Origin of the sequence: Bradyrhizobium icense, from assembly GCF_001693385.1 — a bacterium.
In the GTDB taxonomy this organism is placed as follows: Bacteria; Pseudomonadota; Alphaproteobacteria; order Rhizobiales; family Xanthobacteraceae; genus Bradyrhizobium; species Bradyrhizobium icense.
Map to the genome: position 1 here is coordinate 2,583,328 of NZ_CP016428.1, position 25,042 is coordinate 2,608,369.

The following is a 25,042-nucleotide window of genomic DNA, read 5'->3' on the forward strand; positions in this document are numbered from 1 at the left end:
GGCAAAGGACCTCTTCCATGACCGACCATGACGACATCGAACCGCCGCACGGCACCTCTCCGACCGACGACGTCCTTAGCGAATTGCAGCTCTTTGGCTACCGCCCATTCGACGATGAGCCGGATCCGAGACCGCTCCCCGAGGGCAAGATGATCGCAGGCGCTGTCGCCGATATCTTTGACGCCTTGGTCGCTACTCTGAGCGACACGCGGCTTGAACCGGACCTTGGGGATCTGCTCTGGTCAACCGTTAGTCTCTTCCACCGCGCCGCAGACCGAATTGATCGCCATCTCGATGACAACGAGCAGGCTCAACGCAAGAGCCAGCGCGAGCAGAACGGCTCGGAAGTACGGTCGGTCGAACTTGAGCGCCTGACGGCCGAAGGCATCACACTGATCGAGCGGCGCAACTGTCTGCAGCTTTTCCGCGATCAGGCCATCGAGCACTTTGAGCTCCACACTGGTTCACACTGGCGTCCCCGATCTGGATCACTGGTCAACCACCGCGCGCTTACGGCGGCAATGATCGATTCCCGAGACTTCATCGCGGCCAAGCGCCGAGCCGAGACCGAGGTCTTGTTGCCACCTGGGCCCAAGATCGCACTCACTGGCGGCCTTGACTTCAACGACCACAATCTGATTTGGGATCGTCTCGACAAGGTGCACGCCAAGCATCCCGACATGGTCCTGATTCACGGTGGGTCGCCAAAGGGCGCTGAACTGATCGCCTCCAAGTGGGCGACCACCCGGAAGGTCCCACAGATCGCCTTCAAGCCAGATTGGGCCAAGCACGCCAAGGCAGCACCGTTCAAGCGCAACGACGCCATGCTCGAGCTCCTGCCGATCGGTGTCATGCATTTCCCGGGCACCGGAATCCAGGACAACCTTGCCGACAAGGCGAAGCGGCTGGGCATCACTGTTTGGAAGTTCGGCGCTGCATAAGCGCCGTACTAACGCCGTCACCACCCAGGCGGAGTTGCATCGCCGCAACTCCGCCTCGTTTCGACAATATGTCCAAAGATGCGCCGCGGTGGTGGTGGAAGGCGCGACCGTTATGCCTTTGCATATGGAGCCACCACCATGCTCGCCCTTGGACTTGTCCTCAACACCGTCGGCATCGGCTTGTTCTGCTGGCTGATTTTTGCTCTGGCCGTGTACGCTTTGCCGTTTTTTATCGCCGTCAGCGCCGGCATGGCCGCATTTCATAGCGGGGATGGCACCCTCGGTGCGCCGCTCGTCGGTATTGTTGCCGGCGGCGTGACGCTGGCGATTGGTCGGACCGCCTTCGCGATCGCCCGGTTTCCGATCTTGCGTGCAGCCATAGCGGCCGCCTTCGCCGTCCCAGCTGCGATTGCTGGCTATCATGTAGTCTTCGCGATGTCGCAGCTCGGGATGCCTTCGCTGGCCTGGCGTGAGATCTTCGCTTGCCTCGGCGCGGTTTTCATTGGCGGTACGGCCTGGACACGATTGGCTGTTTTCGCGGAGCCCCGCCCATTGGACTCAGGCGGGGTCGTGCGAGGTGCACCTCCTCAGGCGGTTCTTTCGGCCGCTACGCGTGACGGATAGTCCTCGCCACCTGCTCCTCGATCAGTTGGCGAAAATCGACGCGTTGAACGAAAGGTCGTCGAGCTCGAGCGAAAAATAGGCGTGCCTCCGTACGGAGCTTACAGCAGGCTGCGCCACCTCTTACCGGCCTACATAGATGCAATGGTGATGTGCCTTCGATAGTCGCGGCTGTTCGTCGGATGACTATCCCGCCGTTTCCTGCACGACGTTTCTTTCTCTACGCCGAGCCATTCCGACTTCTTGCGCGTTCAAACCGAGATTAGCCAAGTTTTCTCCCGAGATCGCGGTTCAGCACGCGGACGCGCGTGGCCTCTTTGATGGCTTGATCTGGCCGAAGACCGGCTGCGCCTCGATCGTCTGAGGCGCAACGCCGTCGCTTGAGACTTTCTTCCCCTGGGCTACGCCCATTCCTCGCGAGGCAAGAAAGTCTCTACGACAGCGTCCTCCGCTGCGCTCCGGCCCGCAAGCGGGTGCGTCGCCGATCGTCCTCGGCCTGTCCATCGCCATCGAGGCCGCGGTGGTCGCGGGTTCGAAACACAAACAGGAGAAGTGACATGGCTAACATCGGTTCTTTCAAGAAGGTCGGCAACGATTTTCAGGGCGAGATCGTCACCCTGAGCCTGCAGGCCAAGGGTGTCCGCATCGTCGCCGAGACCAGCCGCTCCAACGACAACGCTCCCAGCCACCGCATCTACGTGGGCCGGGCAGAGATCGGGGCAGCCTGGTCGAAGCGCTCCGAAGAGGGCCGCGATTACCTCTCGCTCAAGCTCGACGACCCTTCGTTCAACGCGCCGATCTACGCGAACCTGTTCGACGACGAAGGCGGCGAAGGCTACACGCTCCTCTGGTCGCGGCCGCGCAAGAACGGCGAGTAGGAATCATCCACCAAGCCCCGCCCGGTCCTCCGGGCGGGGCGCTTCGTAGCTAGCCTGAGGCGGCTTACGATTTGCTAAGCCGCGCAGACCTCTTGAGGAGGTCTCCCGGTTCGATCCCCAATGCTTCAGCAATTTGTCCGAGCACGGTGACGCTTGCTGATACATCGCCGCGCTCGATGGCGCCGACATAACGGGCGCTCAGGCCTGCGCGCTCGGCCAACTCCTCTTGCGTCATTTCTAGATCGTGGCGTTTTCGACGCAGGTTCACAGCCATGATCTCTTTGAGATCCATTGCGGCATGGGAACCCGAACCGGAATGATCGTTCTAGGAACGATCGTTCCTATTCGTCTCCGCGGATGCTATCATCTGCGGCAACGCAATGAGGTTTGGTCGATTGGTCGCCGATATAGCGAACGAGCCTTGAAAGAAAATCCAGCAATTAAGGACGGGGCTCTGGATTGCGACGGAACCGTGGCATAGCCGCTCTTGGCGTTCTAATGTGGGTACGATGCAGAAACCGCCCCTCGATCCTGATGTCGCCGACGCAGCTCCGGATGATCCGGTGCTCACGAGCTACGATGAACAGCATCTGGTGACGTATTGGCGCCTTCTCGATGCCGAGGCCGACGGCGCCGGGTGGAAGGATGTTGCTCGGATTGTGTTGCATATCGACCCGGATCGCGAACCGTCGCGCGCTCGCAATGCATTTGATAGTCACTTGGCGCGTGCAAAGTGGATGGCAGACCACGGCTATCGCGATTTGCTTCGCGGCGGAGCGATCAAATAGCAAGAATCTGCCGCCAGTAATGTGTAATCGAGGACAGATTTCTCCCGCTAGCGCGTGATCGCCTGCATGCATCACGCAATGCATAATTGCTGACTTCCCCGATGACTTCGGGATTCATAGAGATAGGGCGTAGTCGTTCTACGGTAGGGGCAGAGCAGTGTCTGACATCGACTGGCGCTCACCGGAGACATATCAGAACGCCATCAAATCTGGGGAGATGGAGGATTTCGCTTGGGAGTCACTCCGACGGAGTACGAATTATCGAATGGCGTACCGGAACGCTCGACCGAAGGGCGGGCAGGTGACTTCCGAATTCCGAAGGAGATGGGGCGTCTGCTTTCGCTCATGACCCGCAGGGGTCCTTCTACGAACAAACGATCTTCTGGGCACCCGAGGCCTTGCCCACGGTACTGCCGATCGTCCGTAACGTGTGTCTCTCGCAAGGCGCCGGCGCGATGCTACCGCTTGCCGAGCTTGAATCAAGCAGCATCAAACAGGCATCGGACGGCTGGCATGCCGTGTTGCGCATTCGTGGAGCGCAACATCATCTGTGGCTGAAAGAGGCGCCGCAGCCGGGTGTCTCTTATGCAGCCGAACTGCCGCTCGATCCTGATTTTGAGATACGGGCGCATGCCTCACATCGGCTATGGCGCGCGATCAATGGTCGTCCGCCTGGACCTCCCTTCCATCAGCTTTCGGCGCAGCGGCGCGAACGACTGGCCTTGGCGCTACGAGCGCTCGATGGTCACATAGATGGCGCTTCCTATCGCGTGATCGCCGAGGTGCTGTTCGGCCGAAAACGCATCCCCGAACTCGCCTGGAAGACGCACGAATTGCGCAGCCGCACCATCCGCTTGGTGCAGGCCGGCTTAGCCTTGGTGCGTGGCGGCTATCGCGCCTTGCTTCGTCCACCATCCCGCAAGGAATAGGGCAGGGGTGCCGAAAATCGTCCCCGCATCTTCGGCATCCCCCTAGGCCGTTCTACTCCGCCATCGTGACCGTCGACGCACGACCCAACGCGGTCGCGCTCGAAACGATCACGGAGCCACGCCAATGCCCGATCCGAACGCCGGCTTCCCGCAGCGATATCTGCGGACGCCAGAAGCTGCTCGATTTCTCAGTCTGTCCGGCCGGACCCTGGAAAAGCACCGAACCTACGGCACGGGTCCCGCCTATCGGAAGCTCGGCGGACGCGTCGTCTATGCGCTGGAAGACCTGAAAGCCTGGGCCGATCGCGGCGCCAAGACTTCGACCTCTGATCCAGGCGCAGGTACCGTGCTGCCGGCTAAGCGGCAAACGCCCATACCGTATGCCGGCCGGCCGCGTCGCTGAACGTCGCTAGGGGGATTATCTCGATGCGACGCAGACACGTCTCTGAACGGGAACAGCTAAGTCTCTTCCGGGCGCTGTCTGGCGATCTCGCGCCACGCGATGCGCAGGATTTGATGGCCTATCCGTTCTTCTCGCTCGCCAAATCCAGACGAGTCGCTCCCATCGACTTCCGCGCCGGCAAGATTGCCATTCGCGTTGAAGCCGTGCCCGAGCATGGCATGGCGACCATCTGGGACGCCGACGTCTTGATCTGGGCGGCGTCGCAGATTGTCGAGGCCCGCGACGGCGGATTGAAGACCTCGCGCCTGATGGCGGCAACGCCGTATGAGATTCTGACCTTCGTTGGTCGCGGCACCAGCGTTCGGGACTACGACCGTCTCAAGGCCGCACTCGACCGGCTGCAATCGACCACGGTTATGACGTCGATCCGTCAATCGACCGATCGGCGGCGGCACCGCTTCTCCTGGATCAATGAATGGAAAGAGACGGCCGACGCCCACGGCCGGCCCCGCGGATTGGAGCTGATCCTGCCGGACTGGTTCTATGCCGGTGTGCTGGACGACGCGCTCGTGCTCACCATCGACCGGGCGTATTTCGACCTCACGGGCGGGTTGGAACGCTGGCTTTATCGCATTGTTCGCAAGCACGGCGGCAGACAGAAGGGTGGCTGGAGCTTCGACTTTGTTCATCTCCATGCAAAATCCGGCAGCCTCTCGCCCCTCAAACATTTTGCTTACGACCTGCGCGAGATTGTCCGTCGTCAAACGTTGCCGGGCTACCAACTCGTCATTGAGCGCGGCTTGCGCGGCGACGAGCGTCTGGCCTTTGCGCCGATTGCTGCCGATCCCATCGCGGCGCGTCTGCGCAAGCGCGCTCTGAATGGTCACCGTGGGGAAAACCTGTGAATCAGTTCGTGCTATCGAGGACTACAACCGACGTGCCAACAGGGACCCGAACCTCGTGTTATCAGGGACCAAAATCGGATGAAACGCCTTGGCACTCAACGACTTGCCGCAGCCGTAACTTTACTAACGTACTGACACTAACTTCTTGTTGTGAATCAGTGCGTTGTGAACAACTCGCGCGCCGCTGCAGCAGGGATGCCTCATGCGCTTACTCTCTCACGCGCAACGCCTTCCTGCAATGCGATTCTTTTCTCGAACGCACGCGCGCGCAAGCGATCGCCCGCTGCAAGGCGCGGATCTCGTCATCGACCTTGTCGCGTTACGATCGTTGCTTCACCCTGCGACAGCTCGCTCGTCGAGGAGAACTCGCTAACGTCCGTGGTTGGCACCAAGGCCACCACATGCCGGAATCTGGAGAATGGGCGGTCAGGCTAACCAGCGCCGTGCTTGATGGCCTCAAAGATCGGCATGAAGCCGCCGGCAAGTTAAGTTGCGATCTCACCCACATCCCCGTCTCCTCGGGAGACGCCGCTCCGCCATGGCGGAAGGTGGTAGCGACGACCGGCGCGGCCGGTCCGCGGAGGCCCTTAACGAGCCGTAGCGACCCGACCGCGCTTCATGCCGGCGCCAAACCGGAAGGTCGTGCCATCGATCCAGATCTTGTGCAGCAGCACGGCGAGCGCGCGTGCCACCGCCGTCGCTGCGCGCTTCAGACCCTTCTTCCTGGCCAGCCGCAGCCCCCACAGCCGCAGCTTAAAGTTCTTCGGGATCCGCGTGAGGATCGCGATCGCCGCCTCGTACAGCATGGCTCGCGTCAGCTCGTCACCGCATTTGGAGATGCTGCCAATGCGGTCCGTTTGCCCGGATTGGTAACGCCGCGGCGTCAGGCCGAAATGCGCGCCGACATTGCTCGACTTCTTGAACCGCGCCGGATCATCCACGGTGGCGCGGAACGTCAGCGCCACCAGCGCGCCGACGCCCGGCACCGTCATCATCCGTCGCACGGCCGCGTCGCCGCGTGCCGCAACCAGCACCAGGCGCTGCAGTTTTGCGAGCTGCTGTCGCATCACAGCTCGAGCCTCCAGCAGCGGCGTGACGATCGCTTCCAATTCCTTCTTCCCGGTCAGAATCTCGCGCACCCGTGCATCAAAGCGGCCGACCGAGATCTCGCCGACCTTGAGGCCGAACGGGCGCACCAGGCCGCGGATCATGTTCTCCATGTCCAGCACTTTGCCGAGCATCGCCTTGCGTCCCACGAGCAACGCCCGCAGCGTTTGCGCGGCCTCCGACTTGACGTGAACCGCGCGGAACCAGCCGGTCCGCATCATCTGCGCGATGCCTTTGGCGTCATTCCGGTCGGTCTTGTTCAGCATCGCGTTCAGCGCCGCCTTGGCGTGCCGGGTCTCGATGCAAATCACCGGCAGGCCCTTTTCGGCGAGCGCCGTGAACAGCCAGGCCGAGTACGAGAACGCTTCCAGGCCGACGCGCTTGAGGTGGATTCCCCATTCCGCCAGGAACAGCTCGATCGCGTCCGGATCGGTCTCGAGCTTCGCCTCCCGGATGACCTTTCCTTCGCCGTCGACCACGCAAATGTTCGTCGCCTCCAGCGACACGTCGAGCCCTGCATAAAAGTCCATCGTTCGCCTCCACCGCCGACCGCCGGAACGCACCGCGCGTTCCGTTCGCGAATCGTTGCAAGGCATCATCGCAGCAGCACGGCGGACGAGGGGGCACCGGTCAGTACCCCGGCTAACCTGGAATCCTTCGGATTCCTTCTAACGAGATCGCGCGTTTTCCAGCCTGCTGGTAAGCGGGCGTTCGTGAACTCACACCAAAGGGCGCGAACCGGCCATCGCTTCAGCAAAGACGGTTCGCGAACCCCGAATTGGAAGGCCGGTGAGTTAGGCGCCGATCGCGCTTCGCAGTGGTTTAGCGCTCCAAAGGGATTGCTGCAGTCGGCAGAACAGGGCGCGAGGCGCACCCTGTCTATGCTTCGATTCGGCAGAGCAAGATCATTATCGATCGCGTCCGGCCTGCGCGACCATTGGAAGATCGCGTGCTTTGGACTCGGAACATGCGTTGCCGTCGGGCATGGCGACTTGTTCGCGATCGAGGTCTTCCATGACGGTGGAGAAGCTGCATGAGCGACCTCACACATGTCGAACTGCTGTGGCTTGAGAAGCGGATTGAGAACTGGATTCGGTTCGGTCGGGTAGCGGCCGAACAGGTACTGGACCGACGACGCCGTGTCGTCTCATTTGCGCCGTGCAGCATCTTTGCGTTCGTGCGCTGGACATCCAGCGACTACGGAACCGTTGTTTCGAAGATCGATATCTTGCGAGCCGTTGCGCCAGGCCAGCGTTGTGCGACCGTGCCCTATGTACGCCCCGGCGGCGACATCTTGCTGCGGCTCTCCGGCTGGCCCAAAGTCGAGCGGGTGCTTCAGTTGATCGACGCCGTGGAGGCGCTTGGAATCAATGCTGCCGACGCAGCAACTGACTACTGGCGGCATGTGCACAACCGCCTGTCGGTCGGAGAAGCACCGAGGCTCTACACGCGGTCGCGACACCAGGTCTGGCTTCAACGGCGGAAGATTGCCCCATGAAGCACCGGATGACGACGCTTCTAACTATGCTCGGATCGGTCGCCCTGCCGGTATCCGTGATCGATTCGAGGTCTGCTCCGCTGTACGTCTGGAACGTCTCAGAGAGTGCCCCGCTGGGGCTCTATCGCCTGCAGCCCCCCGGCACTTTGGTTGTCTCCGAACTTGTCGCGGTCTTGCCGCCGGAGCCGCTTGCTGCGTTCCTTGCGGAACGCGGCTATCTGCCCCGCGGCGTGCCGATGTTGAAGCGCGTCCTCGCACTGCCCGAACAAACGGTTTGCAGAAGCGGCCGCACCATTACGGTCGATGGAATTGGACTCGGCGAGGCGCGCGATCACGACAGGGGTGGCCGCCCGCTCCCGATCTGGCAGGGCTGCCGCGTCGTCGCGCGAGATGACGTCTTCCTGATGAATTGGCAGTCTTCGGATTCGCTGGACAGCCGCTACTTCGGGCCACTTCCTGCTTCCGCCGTGATCGGCAGAGCGGTACCCGTGTGGACTAACGAGGAGTAATCATGCGCGAATTCCCCTACAACCCGCGGATTATGGCTTATCCAGAGGAACTCCACTCTTTCCTTTCCGGCCAACAGAGAAGCATCGTTCTCACAGCCTGCAGAGGAAAGCCTTTATCTGTACGCTGGCTGGCTCGGCCGTATGGCTTCGTTCGCTCCGATGTACCGTGCGTGCTATTGCGGCGGTCGCGCCATTGGTGTGTCAGATCGCTGTTTCCGCGCTCTTCATGCCAGCGTGCGTGCACAGACCGTGTCGCAAATAGACGTGCTGATGGCATACGGGCGATGCCTTCGGCCCGCGCTCTACTCGTCGCTTCGCTCCTCACCGAGCCACCCTACGGGCGTCTCGGCCCTTCGGGTAACGATCGCTATCGCAAACGCTCGCTTCGCTCGCAAACAGCGGGATTTCGCAGGTCAATTGCCAAGTCGCGGCGGCTCATTCGCAGTGAATCGGCCGCCAGTCGACGAATTCGGGCAGGCGCTATGGGAGGATCCACCGCATGACCCGAACTGCATTTTGTCGCAAATCGCCACGAGTACCGAGAGTCTGTTGGCTTGGAAGTTGGGCCCTGGGAACCATCGACGGAGGACGGCAAGGGAAAAGCGCCGCCTTCGGGCGGGCGCATGTGGTTGGCGGAGTTGAGGTTTTGATGAGCATCGAGAATGATCAAGCCGTCGCTCCATTGCAAATCGTCAAGGAAATCAACGGAGCTGGAGCCGTCGGCCTGCGCAAGTTTGCCGTGAAGCCATCATGAGCCAGCGCGACAACGACCTTCGTGTTCGCCCTGGTCGCATTCGCGACTTCGGACGTAGCTCCTCGCGTCCGAAGAGCTTTGTCGGCCAGGTCATGCGGGCCGCAAAGAAGGCGGGGCATATCGGTGTCGGTTTTGGGCGCGGTAAAGGTGGAGCGAGCCAGTCGCACTTCGGACGAGGCCGGCGTGCCGCGCTCTCACTGTCGCTCGGCTCGACCTCGCGGCGTGTAGTAATGAAGGCGCGGGTGGTCCGTCACCACGGTACCCGCTTTCGCTCGGCAACGATGCCAAAACATATGGCCTATCTGAAGCGGGAGGGCGTGACGCGGGACGGCGCTGACGCCCGGATGTTCGACGCGAGGTCGGATGCGGCGGATGAACGCGCCTTTGCCGAACGCTGCGAGGACGACCGGCATCATTTTCGATTTATCATTTCTCCGGAGGACGCCGCCGAACTCGGCGATCTTCGCGCCTTCACGCGCGAGCTCATGACCGACGTCGCTCGGGATCTCGGAACCAAACTGGACTGGATCGCGGTCGATCACTGGAACACCGACAATCCGCATGTTCATGTCCTGATCCGCGGCCGCGCCGAGGACGGCCGGGATCTCGTGATCAGCCGGGATTACATCAGCCGCGGGTTTCGTGATCGCGCCGCCGAGCGCGTCACCCTCGAGCTCGGGCCGCGCAGCGAGCGGGACATCCAGTCCGCCCTTGAACGGGAGGTTGAGGCCGAGCGTTGGACGAGCCTCGATCGGGCGCTGCGTATCGCCGCCGACGAGGGCGCTGGCGTAGCGGACCTTCGGCCCAATGCGTCAGGCGAAGACTCAAGCCTCCGCCGCCTAATGGTCGGCCGGGCAGCTAGGTTGGAACGTCTCGGCCTTGCCGATCAAGTTGCACCCGGCTGCTGGACGCTGAAGCCTGGTATCGAGGACAAGCTGCGTGACCTCTCGATACGCGGCGATGTCATCAAGACCATGCACCGGGCGATGAGCGTTGTTGGCCGCGAGCCGGATGTCTCCGGCTTTGCCTTGCACGGCGAGGAACCGGCAGATCCCGTGCTCGGCCGTTTGGTCGAGCGCGGGCTATATGACGAACTGAAAGGCTCGGCCTATGCGATCGTCGAGGGGATCGATGGACGAACGCATCACATCCGGTTCACCGATATCGAAATGACCGGCGATGCTGCGCCTGGCGCGATCGTGGAGGCGAGGTCTTACGATGATGCGCAGGGCCGCAAGCGGCTGTCGCTCGCCAACCGATCGGATCTCAGTATTGAGGCTCAGGTCACCGCGCCGGGAGCGACCTGGATTGACCGGCAGTTACTTGCGCGAGATTCGATTGTGGCGAGCAGTGGTTTCGGATCCGAGGTGCGCGAAGCCATGGACCGCCGGCTTGACTATCTCGCAGGCGAGGGCCTTGCGCGCCGGCAGGGGACAAGGGTCATCTATGTCCGCGATCTCCTCAATACGCTAAGGCAGCGGGAGCTCGATGCTACGGTCGCAAAACTCTCGGCCGAAACGGGGTTGCCGCACACTCCTTCGTCGGAGGGCGAACGCATCATGGGCGTCTATCGTCAGCGCGTAACGCTGGCGTCAGGCCGGTTTGCCATGATTGACGACGGACTTGGATTCCAACTCGTGCCCTGGCGGCCGGCCCTTGAGCAGCATCTCGATCGACAGGTATCCGGCGTCGCGGCGAGTGGAGGGGGCGTGAACTGGAGCTTTGGAAGGAAAATTAGCCTGGGAATCTGATTGGCGGACTGCCGGCACTTCCGCGCCAAGTCGCACGTCGCGCCGGCCGCCAGGTCCAATGCAATCTCGATCGGCCTTCTTGTACGCCGATCTATCCGAACGCACGACGGTTGCGATTGAGCGGTTGCTCGGGGACCGCGAGTAGCCCCTCTTGTTCAGCGCGCCGCTGCTTCAGACGCGCACTGCAGGAAATCAGGCTTTCAGAAGGTCCAACCATGAAGCCCAGAATTGGTATCTACCTCTCGGAGCAGATGGCCGCGCGGCTGGCGGCAGCCGCGAAACGTCCTGGCGCCAGCAAGTCGGCGCTCGTTGAGGCAGCCCTTGTTCAGTTCTTCGGTTCGGAAGACGATAGCGATAATCTCCCGGTAGATCGCCGCCTTTCGCTTATGAGCCGCCAACTCGAACAGCTCGATCGGGATCTTAGGGTCGTCAACGAGAGTGTCGCGCTTCAGGCTAGATACCAGCTTGCGGTGACGCCGCCGCTACCGGCAGCAGCTCTGCGGGCCGCGTGTGCGCTAGGGTCGGAGCGGTTCGATGAATTTGCCACACAGGTTTGGCGGCGCGTTCAGTCGGGGACGTCGCTCGTGCATGAGACGGTGGATCGGCTGTGCCACCAGAGAGATACTCTCGCTGACGGTTTTGGGAAGGGAGTGGCAAAGACCTCCTCGCCACTTCACGAGCCGGACCACTGCACGTCAAACTCGGTTGGCATCGACGTAGAGCACTCCACTGCCGTCCGGGAGGGCGGCAGCCTGTTCAACTTTCCAGGGAAGGCGGGACTGCCTCTGCACTAATCCTATCGCGAAGCAGACAATTGCTCACGAAGAATCGGTCGAACATCCGGTACGGTCTCGACCGTCCAGCCGTGCGACTCGGCGCTGGCGTGTCGGCGATTTGACAGAAAACTGGCACCTGATTCTGCGGGTGTTCCTGCCGTTCGTTGCCGCTTATTATCTCTCATTTCTATTCCGAACTATCAATGCAACGGTCGCCGGCTCTTTGACATCCGAATTTGGCCTCAGCGCTGGCGATCTTGGTCTACTGACGTCTGTTTACTACCTGACTTTTGCGGCTGCCCAGATCCCGATCGGCATCTTGTTGGACCGATATGGTCCGGGACGGATCCAAAGTGGCGTGATGATTGCCGCAGCTCTGGGCGCGGCGCTATTTGCCATCTCAGACAATTTTTGGATGCTCTTCATCGGTCGAGCGCTTATCGGCCTCGGTGTCGCTGCGTCATTGACCGCCGGCTTGAAAGCCCTCGTGCTCTGGTTTCCCGGCGAACGTATCCCGTTGCTCAACGGCTTGATGATCATGTTGGGGGCCTTGGGCGCAATGTCGGCAACTTTGCCTGCGGAGTTCCTGCTGGTTTGGGCGGGTTGGCGAGCATTGTTCGCGCTGCTCGCGATTGTCTCGGCCGGATGCGCTCTTGTCATCTATCTTGCTATCCCAGAGGTGCCAGCACCTATATCGGTGGCAGGCGGACCAAATAGTCTAAGGATGGTTTATGCCGACCCACGCTTCTGGCGCCTGGCTCCGCTTTCGGCCGCCTGTATCGGGACGGCATGGGCGTTGCAGGGACTGTGGGCGGCGCCATGGCTCAGCGATGTCGAGCGTCTCGACCGCTCGGGACTACTCTGGCATTTGCTCATTATGGCAATCGCATTGAGTTTGGGCGGGCTTCTCTGGGGCGTTGTGGTCGATCGGGCGCGCCGACTTGGTGTCGGGCTGCGGGCGCTGATGGGCCTTGTCGCCACGATGTTCATCGTGGCTCAGCTGGCATTGATCCTGCGATGGCCGCTCCCGTCGTATGTCCCGTGGATGTTCGTGGCGGCAGTCGGTGCTGGAACTGTCCTCAGTTACGCGATCCTGGCCGAGTATTTTCCGAAGGAACTGGCGGGCAGGGCCAATGCGGCTCTGAACCTCTTCCACATCGCTAGCGCGTTTGTCGTGCAATATATGACGGGGCTAGTAGTTCAGCTCTGGGCTCCCATAGATGGGCACTACCCTGAAGTCGCTTACCAAGCAGCGTTTGCTTTCAACGTGGGGCTTCAGATCGTGGCTGGCATCTGGTTTGCCGCACCAATCTGTTCGCCGGGGTATCCGAAAATACTCGCAGCCTGCAAGTTGGCTTGTCTGCGGATTACGGAGTCGCTCGATATTCCATGCCATGTCCGCAACCAGAATACTTTGGGGCCAGATCGCCTGCGTCTTAACCGTCGTGCTCATCACGATGTGGGCCGCGACGCAATGGACGGCCTGGCGTCTCGGCTATCAGCCGCAACTCGGACACCCCTGGTTTGAGCTCGCGCCGGGCATTCCCATCTACCTGCCTCCGGCCTTCTTCTGGTGGTGGTATGCCTACGATGCCTACGCACCTGAAGTGTTCGTTGAAGGGGCATGCGTAGCTGCGTCCGGCGGGATCATCTCGATTATAGTCGCTTTCGCGATGTCGGTGTGGCGGGCTCGGGAGGCGGAGACGGCGGCCACATATGGTTCTGCACGTTGGGCCAGCCAGCTTGAGATTCGAAGTGCCGGCCTTGCCGGGGCAGATGGCGTGATCCTCGGGAGGTTCGAGGGACTTTATCTGCGGCACGATGGACCTGAGCATGTGCTGTGCTTCGCCCCCACCAGATCCGGAAAGGGCGTCGGACTTGTTGTCCCGACCCTCCTGACCTGGCCGGGGAGTGCCATCGTCCACGACATCAAGGGTGAGAACTGGACCTTGACGTCCGGCTTTCGGGCCCGGCACGGCCGGGTGCTGTTGTTTGATCCGACCAATTCAGAGAGCGCAGCGTACAACCCTCTCCTGGAAGTGAGGCGAGGGGAGTGGGAGGTTCGTGACGTGCAAAATGTGGCCGACGTGCTGGTCGATCCCGAGGGCTCGCTGGAACGGCGCAATCACTGGGAGAAGACGAGCCACGCGCTACTGGTCGGAGCCATCCTTCACGTCCTCTATGCGGAGCAGGACAAGACGCTCGCCGGTGTTGCGAGTTTCCTGTCCGATCCGAAACGGCCAATCGAAACCACGCTTCGCGCGATGATGACCACGCGGCACCTTGGCGAAGCCGGGACACACCCGGTGATCGCTTCCGCGGCGAGGGAGCTGCTGAACAAAAGCGAAAACGAACGATCCGGCGTATTGTCGACCGCGATGTCGTTCCTCGGCCTTTACCGCGATCCGGTTGTCGCGCAAGTGACCCGCCAATGCGACTGGCGCATCCGGGATCTCGTTGAAGACGATCGGCCGACCACACTCTATTTCGTGGTGCCTCCATCGGACATCAGCCGCACCAAGCCGCTGGTGCGGCTGATCCTCAACCAGATCGGCCGCCGCTTGACCGAGGACCTCCAGGCCAAGGGCCGCCGACACCGGTTGCTGTTTATGCTCGACGAGTTTCCGGCGCTCGGAAGGCTTGATTTCTTCGAGTCGGCGCTTGCCTTCATGGCGGGCTACGGCCTCAAGAGTTTTCTCATCGCGCAGTCGCTCAATCAGATCGAGAAGGCGTATGGGCCGAACAACGCCATCCTCGACAATTGCCACGTGCGCGTTTCCTTTGCGACCAATGACGAACGTACCGCCAAGCGGGTTTCGGACGCGCTTGGCACTGCCACCGAGTTGCGCGCGATGAAGAACTATGCCGGCCACAGGCTTAGCCCTTGGCTTGGCCATCTCATGGTCTCGCGGCAGGAGACCGCGCGCCCGTTATTGACGCCAGGCGAGGTGATGCAGCTTCCACCAGAGGACGAGCTCGTGCTGGTTTCCGGCGTGCCACCGATCCGCGCCAAAAAGGCGAGGTATTTTGAGGATCGTCGTCTCGCCGAGCGCGTGCTACCGCCGCCGGAACCAAGCACTTTCGGACCCGAGCGTAGTGCGGCGACGGACGATTGGAGCCAATTGCCATCCACGTTGAATACCAATGCGTTTAGACCGGAAACCGTTTTGGGCATTCGGCCATCTGTCGATGATCCCACAAATTCTGGCATTCGGCGTGAGCCGGAGCTTCCCAAGCATGAAGACATCGCACCGAAGGCCTCACCGTCTCCGCCCGAGTTCGACTTCACGGAAGACGAAGGGGACGGCGACGCCATAAGGGCTCGCGTGTTGCGCACGAACGTTCCCGGTCTCGCGCGCCAAGCTGCGATGGATCCTGGCGATGGCCTCAAGCTTTAGGGAGAAATGATGCGAACCAAGCACACGTTTCGTTTGCCTCCTGACCTTGCGGGCCGGCTCGCCGATCATGCCAACCGCAAGCGAGTACCTCAGGCGCTCATCGTCGAAACTGCGCTGGCCTCATTCCTGTCGCCGGATAATTCGGAGCGGATGGAAGCTGCGCTCGGCCGTCGGCTTGACCGGCTGGCCCGGCACGTCGAGCGGCTGGAGCGTCACATCACCATTTCAAATGAAGCGCTGGCTTTGTTCGTGCGGTTCTGGCTGACGGCTACGCCGCCGCTCCCCGATACGGCGCAACCCGCCGCGCAGACCAAGGGCCGAGAACGGTATGAGGGTTTTGTCGAGGCACTCGGGCGGCGGCTGGCCAGAGGCCAGACATTGGCCCAGGAGATCTCGCTCGACATCAAGCCTTCGCAAGCGTCACCGATCGTTCCCGGTGAGTGATCTCGCCGCCCGCTTCTTTTACTACGCCACGGCACGCCGCCTGATTTGAGCTTGTTGCGCCACTACGTAACCTGCCTTTTCTACTGATCCCCGTCGCCGAGCCCTTTCGGCCCGGTGGCCCTGGGGGCAAGCGTGACAGTTCATTCCTTTCAGTCCGAGGCGGTATCGCGTGGCGCGCGCATGTTGCGCACCGCGCTTGGACCCGCGATAGCGGCCTGGCTCGAAGACGCTGGGATCGTCGAGGTCATGCTCAATCCCGATGGCCGGCTCTGGGTCGACCGGTTGGTGGGAGGCCTGGCGGATACCGGCGAGCGTCTCGCCGCAGCCGACGGCGAGCGCATCGTGCGGCTCGTTGCCCATCACGTCGGTGCTGAGGTTCATCCGGCAAGTCCCCGCGTCTCGGCCGAGTTGCCCGAGACGGGAGAGCGTTTTGAGGGGCTATTGCCACCAGTGGTGACTGCACCAGCCTTCGCCATTCGCAAGCCGGCGGTCGCCGTCTTCACGCTCGACGACTATGTCGCCGCCGGCATCCTGACAGCCGCTCAGGCTGAAGGGTTACGGAACGCTGTTCGAGAACGTCAAAATATCCTTGTGGCCGGCGGCACCTCGACCGGCAAGACCACACTGACCAATGCGCTCCTGGCCGAAGTCGCCAAGACGACCGATCGCGTGGTGCTGATCGAAGATACGCGGGAGCTTCAGTGTACGTCGAAAAATCTAGTGGCGTTGCGCACCAAGGACGGTGTCGCCTCGCTGTCCGACCTCGTGCGCTCCTCGCTCCGGCTACGTCCCGACCGGATTCCAATCGGCGAGGTGCGTGGCGCCGAGGCGCTCGATCTTCTCAAGGCCTGGGGCACCGGCCATCCCGGGGGCGTCGGCACCATTCATGCCGGCACCGCACTCGGCGCGCTTCGTCGTCTCGAACAACTCATCCAGGAAGCCGTCATCACCGTGCCGCGGGCGCTGATCGCGGAGACCATCGATGTGATTGCCGTTCTCTCCGGCCGCGGTGCGGATCGACGGCTGGCAGAACTCGTGCGCGTCAAGGGCCTCACGCCGAACGGCGATTACCTCATCCAAGTAGCAGGAGACTACTCATGAAAGGCGTCACATTGAGACACACGGTGACAGCCGCTGCCGTAGCTCTCAGCTCTGGAGGGATATCGCGTGCTGCATATGCGGCGGGCTCTAACATGCCGTGGGAGCAGCCGCTCAACCAGATCCTGCAGTCGGTCGAAGGGCCGGTCGCCAAGATTCTGGCCGTGATCATCATCATCGTCACGGGCCTTACGCTCGCCTTCGGCGACACCTCCGGCGGTTTTCGGCGCCTGATCCAGATCGTGTTCGGTCTGTCGATCGCCTTCGCGGCATCGAGCTTCTTCCTGGCATTTTTCTCATTCGGCGGCGGAGTGCTGATCTGATGGACGGGCCGGTTGAAGGTTTTGCAGTTCCGGTGCATCGCGCGCTGACCGAACCGATCCTGCTCGGCGGCGCGTCGCGGGCAATCGCCATCCTCAACGGCACCGTGGCCGCGGCGCTTGGTCTCGGCCTGCGGCTTTGGATTGCCGGTCTTCTGCTCTGGGCGATCGGTCATGCCGCCGCCGTCTGGGCCGCGAAACGCGATCCGCTCTTTGTCGAGACCGCAAGACGCCATCTGCGCATCCCAACCCATCTGAATGTGTGAGCAAATAATGATGAACCTTGCCGAATACCGCCGTTCCACCACGCGTCTTGCGGATTTCCTGCCATGGGCCGCACTGGTCGACGAAGGCATCGTCCTCAACAAGGACGGATCCTTCCAGAGGACCGCGCGCTTTCGCGGGCCCGATCTTGATTCCTCCGTTCCAGCAGAACTTGTTGCGGTTGCCGGCCGGCTCAACAACGCACTGCGCCGCCTCGGATCCGGCTGGGCGGTGTTTGTAGAGGCGCAGAGGTACTCATCAAACGCCTATCCGCCGAGCAGTTGCCCGGATGTGGCATCGGCCCTGGTCGATGCCGAGCGCCGGGCGCAATTCGAGGAAGAGGGAGCTCACTACGAGTCAGCCTATTTCCTCACCTTCCTGTATCTGCCGCCGGCGGAGGATGCGGCGCGCGCCGAACGCTTCCTGTACGAGGGACGGGAGCGCGGGGAGGCTGCCGGCGCCCACGAAGCGTTGCGCGGCTTTGTCGACCGAACCGACCGCGTGCTGCAACTGGTCGAAGGGTTTATGCCGGAGTGCCGATGGCTCGATGACGGCGAGACCCTGACGTACCTGCATGCTTGCGTCTCGACCAAGATACATCGCGTCCGCGTTCCCGAGATTCCCATGTATCTCGATGCGCTGTTGGCGGACGAGCCCCTGACGGGTGGGCTCGAGCCGATGCTGGGCGACCAACACCTGCGGGTGCTAACGATTGTTGGTTTCCCGACCGCGACGACGCCCGGAATCCTTGACGATCTCAATCGGTTGGCCTTCCCCTATCGTTGGTCGACCCGGGCGATCATGCTCGACAAGGGAGACGCGACGAAGCTCCTGACCAGGATCAGGCGGCAGTGGTTCGCCAAGCGGAAATCGGTCGCCGCGATCCTCAAGGAGGTGATGACCAACGAGACCTCGTCTCTCATCGACACCGACGCCAACAACAAGGCGATCGACGCCGATGCCGCGTTGCAGGAACTCGGCTCCGATCTGATCGGAGAGGCCTTCGTCACCGCCACGATCACGGTCTGGGATGAGAATCCGCGCAGCGCGGACGAACGGTTGCGCCTGGTCGAGAAGGTCATTCAGGGACGCGACTTCACTTGCATGGTGGAGACCGTCAATGCCGTCGATGCCTGGCTGGGCTCGTTGCCCGGCCACGTCTATGCCAACGTCCGCCAGCCCCCGGTGTCGACTCTGAACATCGCCCATATGATCCCGTTGTCCGCGGTTTGGGCCGGGCCGGCGAGGGACGCGCACCTCGGCGCGCCGCCGCTGTTCTTTGCACGCACGGAAGGATCCACGCCGTTTCGCTTTTCCCTCCACGTCGGGGACGTCGGGCACACGCTGGTGGTCGGTCCGACCGGAGCAGGCAAATCCGTACTGCTCGCGCTGATGGCGCTGCAGTTCCGTCGTTATGCTGCCTCCCAGGTTTTTGCCTTCGACTTCGGCGGATCGATCCGGGCAGCCGCCCTTGCCATGAAGGGCGATTGGCACGATCTCGGCGGCGCGCTGTCCAATGACGCGTCTGAGCCGGTCGCCCTGCAGCCGCTAGCCAGGATCGACGATGCGGCCGAGCGCGGCTGGGCGGCGGAATGGATCGCAGCCATTCTCGCAAGTGAAAGGATCGACATCACGCCTGAAGCCAAGGACCATGTTTGGTCGGCACTGTCGTCGCTGGCTTCGGCTCCCGTCGGCGAGCGCACGCTGACCGGTCTGTCCGTCCTGCTGCAGTCGCAGAGCCTGAAGCGGGCCCTTCAACCGTATTGCCTCGGTGGCCCCTTTGGGCGGCTGCTCGATGCCGAAGCGGAGCAGCTCGGTTCGGCTTCGATCCAGGTGTTCGAGACCGAAGGTTTGATCGGCACCGGAGCCGCACCGGCCTTGCTCGCCTATCTCTTCCACCGGATCGAAGGCCAGCTCGACGGAAGGCCGACGCTGCTCATCATCGATGAAGGGTGGCTTGCGCTCGATGACGAAGGGTTTGCCGGCCAGATCCGTGAATGGCTGAAGACATTGCGGAAGAAGAATGCTTCCGTCCTCTTTGCCACCCAGTCGCTCTCGGATGTCGACGGGTCCGCGATTGCGCCTGCTATCATCGAGAGCTGCCCGACGCGGCTGTTCCTGCCGAACGAGCGCGCGATAGAGCCGCAGATCTCGGCGATCTATCGGCGCTTCGGTCTCAACGACCGGCAGATCGAGATCCTCGCGCGCGCCACGCCCAAGCGTGACTACTACTGTCAGTCCCGGCGCGGCAATCGCCTGTTCGAGCTGGGTCTCGAAGAGTTCGCGTTCGCCTTCACCGCGGCTTCATCAAAGTCCGATCAGGCAATGATCGAGCGCGTGCTGGCCGAACATGGCCGCGATGGTTTTGTCACCGGATGGCTCGCCGCGCGTGGGCTGGGCTGGGCCGCTGATCTCGTTCCCGGTCTCATCAAGCAGGAAGGCTTGTCATGAAGCGCCACCGTCGGCTCTCAGCGGTGGGTGCGCTCGCCATTGCGATTGCATGTACCGCTTTGCCAAGCTCCGCCCAACTGATCGTGTTTGATCCCAACAACTATGCGCAGAATGTGCTCACCGCCGCGCGTGAGCTGCAGCAGATCAACAACCAGATTACGTCACTGCAGAACCAGGCGCAGATGTTGATCAACCAGGCCAAGAATCTCGCCAGTCTGCCGTATTCCTCCCTGCAGCGGCTCGAGCAGTCGATCCAGCGAACCCAACAGCTTCTCGCCCAGGCCCAGCGCATCGCCTACGATATCAATCAGATCGACCAGGCCTTCTCGACGACCTATGCGCCGGTATCATCAGGACAGCCGGATCAAGCGCTGATCGCGGATGCGCGAACACGTTGGCAGAATTCTCTGGCCGGCTTGCAGGATGCGTTGCGCGTTCAGGCGACCGTCGTCGGCAACCTCGATACTAACCGCACCCAGATGTCCGCTCTGATCAGTTCGAGCCAGGGAGCGATGGGTGCCTTACAAGCGAGTCAGGCCGGCAATCAGCTCCTTGGCTTACAGGCGCAGCAGCTAGCTGACCTGACGGCAGCGGTTGCTGCGCAGGGACGAGCACAAAATCTCGAAACCGCCCAGCGCGTCGCCGCCCAGGAGCAAGCAAGGGAGCAGCTTCGACGCTTTCTCGCGCCAGGGCGCGGCTACCAGCCCTCAACCGTGCAGATGTTTCACCGATGAACGGAGTTGGCAGATTCAAACGGTTGCTGCTTGTGGCCACGGCAGTGGTCATTCCCGTCCTGGTCGTCGCAGCCTGCGCGATCCAGCTCCGCGGCGATGGTGAGAATACCTCAGCCGGATCGCCGGCATCCCGGGCAACCGATCCGCTTGCTGCCAAACTCGAACGCTGCCGGACGGTTACCTCTGAACAAACGGCGGAACTCGAGGAGTGTCGTCGGATGTGGACCGAGAATCGCCGCCGCTTCCTGGGACAAAAGAAAGCGCCAAAGGTCGATACCCCTGTGAACGACGAACGACAACCAAAGGGCCGGAGCCGCCTGCCTCAGGATTGGCCGTCCGTTGCAACACCAGAAAGCGAGTGATCGATGGGTGGTACCGGCGTCATCGACCGATTTCTGGAAACTTTTACCCGCTATATCGACTCTGGCTTTGGGTTGCTTGGTAACGAAGTCGCCTTCCTCGCGACCACGCTCGCTGCGATCGATATCACGCTGGCCGCTTTATTCTGGGCCTGGGGCACCGACGAGGACATCATCGCTCGCCTCGTCAAGAAGACGCTGTTTGTCGGCGTGTTCGCCTATCTGATCGGTAACTGGAACAACCTCGCCCGGATCGTTTTCGAGAGTTTTGCCGGCCTTGGCCTCAAGGCATCGGGCACTGGGCTGTCGTCAGCGGATTTCCTGCGCCCGGGGCGGATCGCGCAGGTCGGCATCGATGCGGGACGGCCGATCCTGGATTCGATCTCGGGATTGATGGGCTATGTCAGCTTCTTTGAGAATTTCATTCAGATCGCAGTGCTGCTGCTCGCATGGGTGATCGTGCTGCTCGCCTTCTTCATCCTGGCGATCCAGCTCTTCGTCACGTTGATCGAATTCAAGTTGACGACGCTTGCAGGCTTCATCCTGATCCCCTTCGGGCTATTCGGCAAGACGGCCTTCGCCGCTGAACGCGTGCTCGGCAACGTCATCTCGTCAGGCGTCAAGGTCATGGTGCTCGCCGTCATCGTCGGCATCGGCTCGACATTGTTCTCGCAGTTCACCGTTGGTCCGGGCGGCGCACAGATCGGCATTGAAGATGCTATGGCCCTGGTGCTCGCGGCATTAGCGCTGCTAGGCCTGGGTATCTTTGGGCCCGGCATCGCCAATGGCATCGTCTCCGGCGGTCCGCAACTTGGCGCCGGGGCTGCCGCCGGCACGGGGTTAGCTGCCGGCGGGGTCGTGGTGGCCGGAGCGGGTCTTGCTGCAGGCAGCGCCGGTGCACTTGCAGGCGCGGCGCGCGGCACTGCGGCGCTAGCGGGTAGCGCGAGCGGTGCGTTCCGGGCGGGTGGTTTGTCCGGCGTCGCGGATGCCGCCGCGTCCGCAATGACGAGCCCACTTCGTCGCGCCGCGGCCAGTTCTGCAAGCGGCTCGGCATCAACTGGTGGCGCTGCAGCCGGTGAAGGCGGCGCAGCCCAGCCAACGGCAAGTTCCTCACCTTCGGACCCTCAGCCCGGTTGGGCCAGACGCATGAAGCGCATGCAGACCATGAGTCGTGGGGCGTCGGCCGCGACCAACGTCGTTCGCACTGCCGACCATGGTGGAGGAGGCGCCTCCGTCGATCTCTCCGAAGGAGGGAAGTGATGTTCAAACGGCCATCCGTTCATTATGGCCGCACGCCCGCGCCCGTAACGCCCTATCAGAAAGCGGCGCAAGTGTGGGACGAGCGCATCGGCTCGGCGCGGGTGCAGGCCAAAAACTGGCGACTGGTGGCCTTCGGTTCTCTTATCCTGTCGGCAGGACTCGCATCAGGTCTCGTTTGGCAATCCACACGGGGAAGCATTATCCCCTGGGTCGTTGAGGTCGATCGTCTCGGCCAATCACAGGCCGTCAGCCCGGCCAATCCCTTCTATCAGCCGAGTGATCCGCAGATCGCCTTTCATTTGGCACGCTTCATCGAAAACGTGCGCGGGCTGTCGGCTGATGCCATCGTGCTGCGTCAGGACTGGCTGCGCGCCTACGACTTTACGACCGATCGCGGCGCCGCGGCCCTCAATGACTACGCCCGCGTCAACGATCCCTTTGCCAAACTCGGCAAGGTGCAGATCGCAGTGGAAATTTCCAGTGTGATCCGTGCTTCGCCAGAGAGTTTTCGCGTCGCCTGGATCGAGCGCCGCTACGACAATGGCCAGCTTTCCGCCACCGAGCGCTGGACCGCCATCCTCACCATCGTGATCGAAACCCCGCGCGATGCCGATCGCCTGCGCAAGAACCCGCTCGGGGTCTACGTTAACGCCATCAACTGGTCAAAGGAGCTTGGGCAGTGACTACACCGATTTCCAAAGTTGCTAGCCGGAGTATTAGCAAGGCTGCGCGCCCGGTTGTGCTTGTTTGCATATTGGCACTCAGCGGCTGTACTACCTTCAAGCCGCCACAGATCAGCTATGACGACGATGTCCCGCCACTTCCCAGTCCGCCGTCGCAAGCTGAAGATCGTCCACGGTCGCTACACGTTCCGCCGTCCTGGACGCCGGCGAAAGGCGGCAAGAAGGGAAACGTTGAGGCAAAGGAGCCTATTGCGCGGGTCGAGACCGCCAATGACGCTGCGCGCGTCGAGCCGCGTAGCGCCGGCTACTTCAATGCTGTGCAGGTCTTTCCGTTTAGTCCCGGTGCTCTCTATCAGATCTACGCAAGCCCCGGACAGATCACCGATATCGCACTCGAGCCGGGTGAGCAGCTCACGGGGTCGGGGCCGGTTTCGGCTGGCGACACAGTGCGATGGGTCGTCGGGGATACCGAAAGTGGAAGTGGCGATACCAGACGCGTTCACATCATGGTCAAGCCGACGCGGCCTTCGATCGAGACCAACCTCGTGGTCAACACGGACCGGCGTACCTATCTCATCGAGCTACGTTCGCGTGAAAAGCCTTACATGCCCTCGGTGGCATGGTTCTATCCCGAGGAGCGGACCGGTCGTGCCCGAGCTGTTCCGCTGACGCCAGTTCTTCCCGTCGCTTCCCAGCGGCGCTATCGCTACACCATGGAGGGTGACAATCCGCCCTGGCGGCCGGTCGGCGCCTATGACGATGGCCGAAAGGTCTATATCGAATTCTCGCCCGGCATCGTTCAGGGCGAGATGCCACCGCTGTTTGTCATCGGTCCGGACGGCAAGCCCGAGATCGTCAATTACCGAACCAATCGTAACGTGCTGATCGTCGATCGGCTGTTTGCCGCAGCCGAACTGCGACTTGGCGGCGACTCCCAGCAAAAGGTCCGAATTGTCAGAAGCGACGGGAGGCCGTCGTGACTGATAACCAGCCGACCGGCGCCCATGGCCCTGGTTCTACCTTGAAAAGCGCCGAGGAGATAACCAGCTCACTGCGCCTCCGTCCACAACGCCCGCCTGTCACGCGCCTGTCGCGGAAGGTTTTGGCCGGCGGCACGGCACTCGCGCTCGTACTCGTCTCAGGAGCCCTGCTGTGGGCCCTGCAGCAAAATCGCACGCGTGGTCCAGCTTCCGAAGAACTCTACAGCACCGATCACCATACTGTGGCCGACGGCCTTGCCGGGCTGCCGCGCGACTATGCGGGCATTCCGCGTGACGTGCCGCGCCTCGGGCCGCCATTGCCAGGCGATCTCGGTCGGCCCATTGTTGCGGCTCAAGCCCTGTCTGGACCGCTTGCGGTGGATCCCGAACAACAGCGGATGAGCCAGGAAAGCGAGGCCGCGCGCACTAGCAAGGTCTTTGCATCAACGAATGTGCGGTCACCCGCGGCGGCGGTGACTGCCGAGGCGACGCCAAACGCGGCGCCATCGTCCGATGAGGCCTTCGCTCAGAACGGACAGGATCGCAAGCTGGCGTTCGTCAACGCCTCCATCGATCGCCGTACCACGAGCCCTGACCGCGTGACGAAACCGGCCTCCCGTTACCTCATTCAGGCCGGATCCGCTATTCCGGCGGCCCTCATCACGGGTGTTCGTTCCGATCTGCCGGGGCAGATCACCGCGCAGGTGACCGAGAACGTCTATGATACGCCGACCGGCCGCTTGCTGCTGGTGCCCCAGGGTGCGCGGCTAATCGGAATCTACGACAGCCAGGTCGCGTTTGGACAGTCGCGCGTCCTCCTGGTCTGGACACGCCTGATCATGCCGAACGGCCGATCGATCGTCCTCGAGCGCCAGCCGGGTGCCGATACCGCAGGCTATGCCGGGCTTCAGGACGAGATCGATCATCACTGGGGCGAGCTCTTCAAGGCGGCGCTGCTGTCGACCTTGCTTGGTGTCGGAGCCGAACTCGGGACCGGCGCCGATGCCGGCAACGCCAACAATACCATCCTCCAGGCGCTTCGCCGTGGGGCAGGGGATTCCCTGAATCAAACCGGTCAACAGATCGTTCGGCGCAATCTCAACATCCAGCCGACCCTGACAATCCGGCCGGGTTCTCCGGTGCGGGTAATCGTCAATCGCGACCTCGTGCTCGAACCATTCAAAGGCTGAA

27 protein-coding genes are annotated in these 25,042 nt (G+C 62.1%); 25 read left to right on the forward strand and 2 right to left on the reverse strand.

All coding sequences use genetic code 11. The annotated features are described in order from the left end of the window. Positions 1–17 precede the first annotated feature (17 nt). The 3 genes from LMTR13_RS12185 (at position 18) to LMTR13_RS12195 (ending at position 2,440) form a co-directional block, all read left to right on the forward strand. Positions 18–941, forward strand: coding sequence for a DUF2493 domain-containing protein (locus tag LMTR13_RS12185; RefSeq protein ID WP_065728094.1), 924 nt, complete (start codon positions 18–20; stop codon positions 939–941). A 138-nt stretch (positions 942–1,079) separates the two neighbouring features. After that, positions 1,080–1,565, forward strand: a complete 486-nt coding sequence (locus LMTR13_RS12190) for a hypothetical protein (protein ID WP_065728095.1) — start codon at positions 1,080–1,082, stop codon at positions 1,563–1,565. Between the two features lie 554 nt (positions 1,566–2,119). Beyond that, positions 2,120–2,440, forward strand: coding sequence for a DUF736 domain-containing protein (locus LMTR13_RS12195; RefSeq protein ID WP_065728096.1), 321 nt, complete (start codon positions 2,120–2,122; stop codon positions 2,438–2,440). A gap of 64 nt (positions 2,441–2,504) precedes the next feature. On the opposite strand, the gene LMTR13_RS12200 is transcribed toward LMTR13_RS12195, so the two are convergent. Next, positions 2,505–2,732, reverse strand: coding sequence for a helix-turn-helix domain-containing protein (locus tag LMTR13_RS12200; RefSeq protein WP_065728097.1), 228 nt, complete (start codon positions 2,730–2,732; stop codon positions 2,505–2,507). A 217-nt stretch (positions 2,733–2,949) separates the two neighbouring features. On the opposite strand from LMTR13_RS12200, the gene LMTR13_RS12205 reads away from it, so the two are divergent. The 5 genes from LMTR13_RS12205 (at position 2,950) to LMTR13_RS12220 (ending at position 5,465) form a co-directional block, all read left to right on the forward strand. Beyond that, entirely contained in the window at positions 2,950–3,228 is a 279-nt protein-coding gene (locus LMTR13_RS12205) for a DNA -binding domain-containing protein (protein ID WP_065728098.1), read from the forward strand. A gap of 217 nt (positions 3,229–3,445) precedes the next feature. Next, on the forward strand, positions 3,446–3,577 hold the full coding sequence (locus tag LMTR13_RS42405) for a transcriptional regulator domain-containing protein (RefSeq protein ID WP_236843455.1): 132 nt from the start codon (positions 3,446–3,448) through the stop codon (positions 3,575–3,577). Positions 3,578–3,626: 49 nt separating this feature from the next. Continuing rightward, a complete protein-coding gene (locus LMTR13_RS12210) occupies positions 3,627–4,157 on the forward strand; it encodes a DUF2285 domain-containing protein (protein ID WP_083218990.1) in 531 nt (176 codons plus the stop codon). Between the two features lie 124 nt (positions 4,158–4,281). Then, a complete protein-coding gene (locus LMTR13_RS12215) occupies positions 4,282–4,560 on the forward strand; it encodes a helix-turn-helix transcriptional regulator (protein WP_065728100.1) in 279 nt (92 codons plus the stop codon). Between the two features lie 23 nt (positions 4,561–4,583). Continuing rightward, on the forward strand, positions 4,584–5,465 hold the full coding sequence (locus tag LMTR13_RS12220; protein WP_065728101.1) for a replication initiator protein A: 882 nt from the start codon (positions 4,584–4,586) through the stop codon (positions 5,463–5,465). 587 nt (positions 5,466–6,052) lie between these two features. Here LMTR13_RS12220 and LMTR13_RS12225 read toward each other — a convergent pair. After that, entirely contained in the window at positions 6,053–7,102 is a 1,050-nt protein-coding gene (locus LMTR13_RS12225) for an IS110 family RNA-guided transposase (RefSeq protein ID WP_065728102.1), read from the reverse strand. Between the two features lie 503 nt (positions 7,103–7,605). On the opposite strand from LMTR13_RS12225, the gene LMTR13_RS12230 reads away from it, so the two are divergent. The 17 genes from LMTR13_RS12230 to LMTR13_RS12305 all read left to right on the forward strand — a co-directional run bounded on the left by LMTR13_RS12230 (position 7,606) and on the right by LMTR13_RS12305 (position 25,041). Beyond that, a complete protein-coding gene (locus LMTR13_RS12230) occupies positions 7,606–8,070 on the forward strand; it encodes a DUF2840 domain-containing protein (RefSeq protein ID WP_065728103.1) in 465 nt (154 codons plus the stop codon). 26 nt (positions 8,071–8,096) lie between these two features. Beyond that, positions 8,097–8,579, forward strand: coding sequence for a S26 family signal peptidase (locus LMTR13_RS12235; protein ID WP_236843456.1), 483 nt, complete (start codon positions 8,097–8,099; stop codon positions 8,577–8,579). Between the two features lie 750 nt (positions 8,580–9,329). Then, positions 9,330–11,084 (forward strand): relaxase/mobilization nuclease domain-containing protein, encoded by a 1,755-nt coding sequence (locus tag LMTR13_RS12240; protein ID WP_065728105.1) that lies wholly within the window; start codon positions 9,330–9,332, stop codon positions 11,082–11,084. Between the two features lie 215 nt (positions 11,085–11,299). Then, complete coding sequence (locus LMTR13_RS12245) at positions 11,300–11,878, forward strand: ribbon-helix-helix protein, CopG family (protein WP_065728106.1); 579 nt, start codon at positions 11,300–11,302, stop codon at positions 11,876–11,878. A gap of 100 nt (positions 11,879–11,978) precedes the next feature. Beyond that, the gene (locus tag LMTR13_RS39115; protein ID WP_236843358.1) at positions 11,979–13,388 is read left to right on the forward strand and encodes an MFS transporter; all 1,410 of its coding nucleotides are present in this window, start codon (positions 11,979–11,981) and stop codon (positions 13,386–13,388) included. Next, positions 13,306–15,258: a conjugal transfer protein TraG gene (locus tag LMTR13_RS12250; RefSeq protein WP_236843457.1), complete on the forward strand. Its 1,953-nt coding sequence runs from the start codon at positions 13,306–13,308 to the stop codon at positions 15,256–15,258. The genes LMTR13_RS39115 and LMTR13_RS12250 overlap by 83 nt, the downstream gene beginning before the upstream one ends. Positions 15,259–15,267: 9 nt before the next feature. Beyond that, a complete protein-coding gene (locus tag LMTR13_RS12255; protein WP_065732624.1) occupies positions 15,268–15,702 on the forward strand; it encodes a CopG family transcriptional regulator in 435 nt (144 codons plus the stop codon). A gap of 180 nt (positions 15,703–15,882) precedes the next feature. Next, positions 15,883–16,803 (forward strand): P-type conjugative transfer ATPase TrbB, encoded by a 921-nt coding sequence (trbB, locus tag LMTR13_RS12260; RefSeq protein ID WP_065728108.1) that lies wholly within the window; start codon positions 15,883–15,885, stop codon positions 16,801–16,803. Beyond that, positions 16,800–17,123 (forward strand): TrbC/VirB2 family type IV secretion system protein, encoded by a 324-nt coding sequence (locus LMTR13_RS12265; protein ID WP_156795584.1) that lies wholly within the window; start codon positions 16,800–16,802, stop codon positions 17,121–17,123. The genes trbB and LMTR13_RS12265 overlap by 4 nt, the downstream gene beginning before the upstream one ends. Beyond that, positions 17,123–17,386: a VirB3 family type IV secretion system protein gene (locus LMTR13_RS12270; RefSeq protein WP_065728109.1), complete on the forward strand. Its 264-nt coding sequence runs from the start codon at positions 17,123–17,125 to the stop codon at positions 17,384–17,386. The genes LMTR13_RS12265 and LMTR13_RS12270 overlap by 1 nt, the downstream gene beginning before the upstream one ends. A gap of 7 nt (positions 17,387–17,393) precedes the next feature. Beyond that, positions 17,394–19,835, forward strand: a complete 2,442-nt coding sequence (gene trbE / locus LMTR13_RS12275) for a conjugal transfer protein TrbE (RefSeq protein ID WP_065728110.1) — start codon at positions 17,394–17,396, stop codon at positions 19,833–19,835. Further along, a complete protein-coding gene (gene trbJ / locus LMTR13_RS12280) occupies positions 19,832–20,569 on the forward strand; it encodes a P-type conjugative transfer protein TrbJ (RefSeq protein WP_065728111.1) in 738 nt (245 codons plus the stop codon). Before trbE ends, trbJ begins: the two co-directional genes overlap by 4 nt. Continuing rightward, a complete protein-coding gene (trbK-alt, locus tag LMTR13_RS12285) occupies positions 20,566–20,931 on the forward strand; it encodes a putative entry exclusion protein TrbK-alt (RefSeq protein WP_065728112.1) in 366 nt (121 codons plus the stop codon). Before trbJ ends, trbK-alt begins: the two co-directional genes overlap by 4 nt. Before the next feature lie 3 nt (positions 20,932–20,934). Continuing rightward, a complete protein-coding gene (gene trbL / locus LMTR13_RS12290; RefSeq protein WP_065728113.1) occupies positions 20,935–22,188 on the forward strand; it encodes a P-type conjugative transfer protein TrbL in 1,254 nt (417 codons plus the stop codon). Next, positions 22,188–22,871 (forward strand): conjugal transfer protein TrbF, encoded by a 684-nt coding sequence (gene trbF, locus LMTR13_RS12295; RefSeq protein WP_065728114.1) that lies wholly within the window; start codon positions 22,188–22,190, stop codon positions 22,869–22,871. Before trbL ends, trbF begins: the two co-directional genes overlap by 1 nt. Positions 22,872–22,903: 32 nt before the next feature. Then, the gene (gene trbG, locus LMTR13_RS12300) at positions 22,904–23,851 is read left to right on the forward strand and encodes a P-type conjugative transfer protein TrbG (RefSeq protein WP_418219792.1); all 948 of its coding nucleotides are present in this window, start codon (positions 22,904–22,906) and stop codon (positions 23,849–23,851) included. Further along, positions 23,848–25,041 (forward strand): TraB/TrbI/VirB10 family type IV secretion system protein, encoded by a 1,194-nt coding sequence (locus tag LMTR13_RS12305; RefSeq protein ID WP_065728115.1) that lies wholly within the window; start codon positions 23,848–23,850, stop codon positions 25,039–25,041. The genes trbG and LMTR13_RS12305 overlap by 4 nt, the downstream gene beginning before the upstream one ends. Position 25,042 lies beyond the last annotated feature (1 nt).

Bases quoted from the DNA above. Each gene is read 5' to 3' on its own strand.
- LMTR13_RS12185 (WP_065728094.1), top strand. From the start codon at position 18: ATGACCGACCATGACGACATCGAACCGCCGCACGGCACCTCTCCGACC.
- LMTR13_RS12190 (WP_065728095.1), top strand. From the start codon at position 1,080: ATGCTCGCCCTTGGACTTGTCCTCAACACCGTCGGCATCGGCTTGTTC.
- LMTR13_RS12195 (WP_065728096.1), top strand. From the start codon at position 2,120: ATGGCTAACATCGGTTCTTTCAAGAAGGTCGGCAACGATTTTCAGGGC.
- LMTR13_RS12200 (WP_065728097.1), bottom strand. From the start codon at position 2,732: ATGGATCTCAAAGAGATCATGGCTGTGAACCTGCGTCGAAAACGCCAC.
- LMTR13_RS12205 (WP_065728098.1), top strand. From the start codon at position 2,950: ATGCAGAAACCGCCCCTCGATCCTGATGTCGCCGACGCAGCTCCGGAT.
- LMTR13_RS42405 (WP_236843455.1), top strand. From the start codon at position 3,446: ATGGAGGATTTCGCTTGGGAGTCACTCCGACGGAGTACGAATTATCGA.
- LMTR13_RS12215 (WP_065728100.1), top strand. From the start codon at position 4,282: ATGCCCGATCCGAACGCCGGCTTCCCGCAGCGATATCTGCGGACGCCA.
- LMTR13_RS12220 (WP_065728101.1), top strand. From the start codon at position 4,584: ATGCGACGCAGACACGTCTCTGAACGGGAACAGCTAAGTCTCTTCCGG.
- LMTR13_RS12225 (WP_065728102.1), bottom strand. From the start codon at position 7,102: ATGGACTTTTATGCAGGGCTCGACGTGTCGCTGGAGGCGACGAACATT.
- LMTR13_RS12230 (WP_065728103.1), top strand. From the start codon at position 7,606: ATGAGCGACCTCACACATGTCGAACTGCTGTGGCTTGAGAAGCGGATT.
- LMTR13_RS12235 (WP_236843456.1), top strand. From the start codon at position 8,097: ATGCTCGGATCGGTCGCCCTGCCGGTATCCGTGATCGATTCGAGGTCT.
- LMTR13_RS12240 (WP_065728105.1), top strand. From the start codon at position 9,330: ATGAGCCAGCGCGACAACGACCTTCGTGTTCGCCCTGGTCGCATTCGC.
- LMTR13_RS12245 (WP_065728106.1), top strand. From the start codon at position 11,300: ATGAAGCCCAGAATTGGTATCTACCTCTCGGAGCAGATGGCCGCGCGG.
- LMTR13_RS12255 (WP_065732624.1), top strand. From the start codon at position 15,268: ATGCGAACCAAGCACACGTTTCGTTTGCCTCCTGACCTTGCGGGCCGG.
- trbB (WP_065728108.1), top strand. From the start codon at position 15,883: ATGTTGCGCACCGCGCTTGGACCCGCGATAGCGGCCTGGCTCGAAGAC.
- LMTR13_RS12265 (WP_156795584.1), top strand. From the start codon at position 16,800: ATGAAAGGCGTCACATTGAGACACACGGTGACAGCCGCTGCCGTAGCT.
- LMTR13_RS12270 (WP_065728109.1), top strand. From the start codon at position 17,123: ATGGACGGGCCGGTTGAAGGTTTTGCAGTTCCGGTGCATCGCGCGCTG.
- trbE (WP_065728110.1), top strand. From the start codon at position 17,394: ATGATGAACCTTGCCGAATACCGCCGTTCCACCACGCGTCTTGCGGAT.
- trbJ (WP_065728111.1), top strand. From the start codon at position 19,832: ATGAAGCGCCACCGTCGGCTCTCAGCGGTGGGTGCGCTCGCCATTGCG.
- trbK-alt (WP_065728112.1), top strand. From the start codon at position 20,566: ATGAACGGAGTTGGCAGATTCAAACGGTTGCTGCTTGTGGCCACGGCA.
- trbL (WP_065728113.1), top strand. From the start codon at position 20,935: ATGGGTGGTACCGGCGTCATCGACCGATTTCTGGAAACTTTTACCCGC.
- trbF (WP_065728114.1), top strand. From the start codon at position 22,188: ATGTTCAAACGGCCATCCGTTCATTATGGCCGCACGCCCGCGCCCGTA.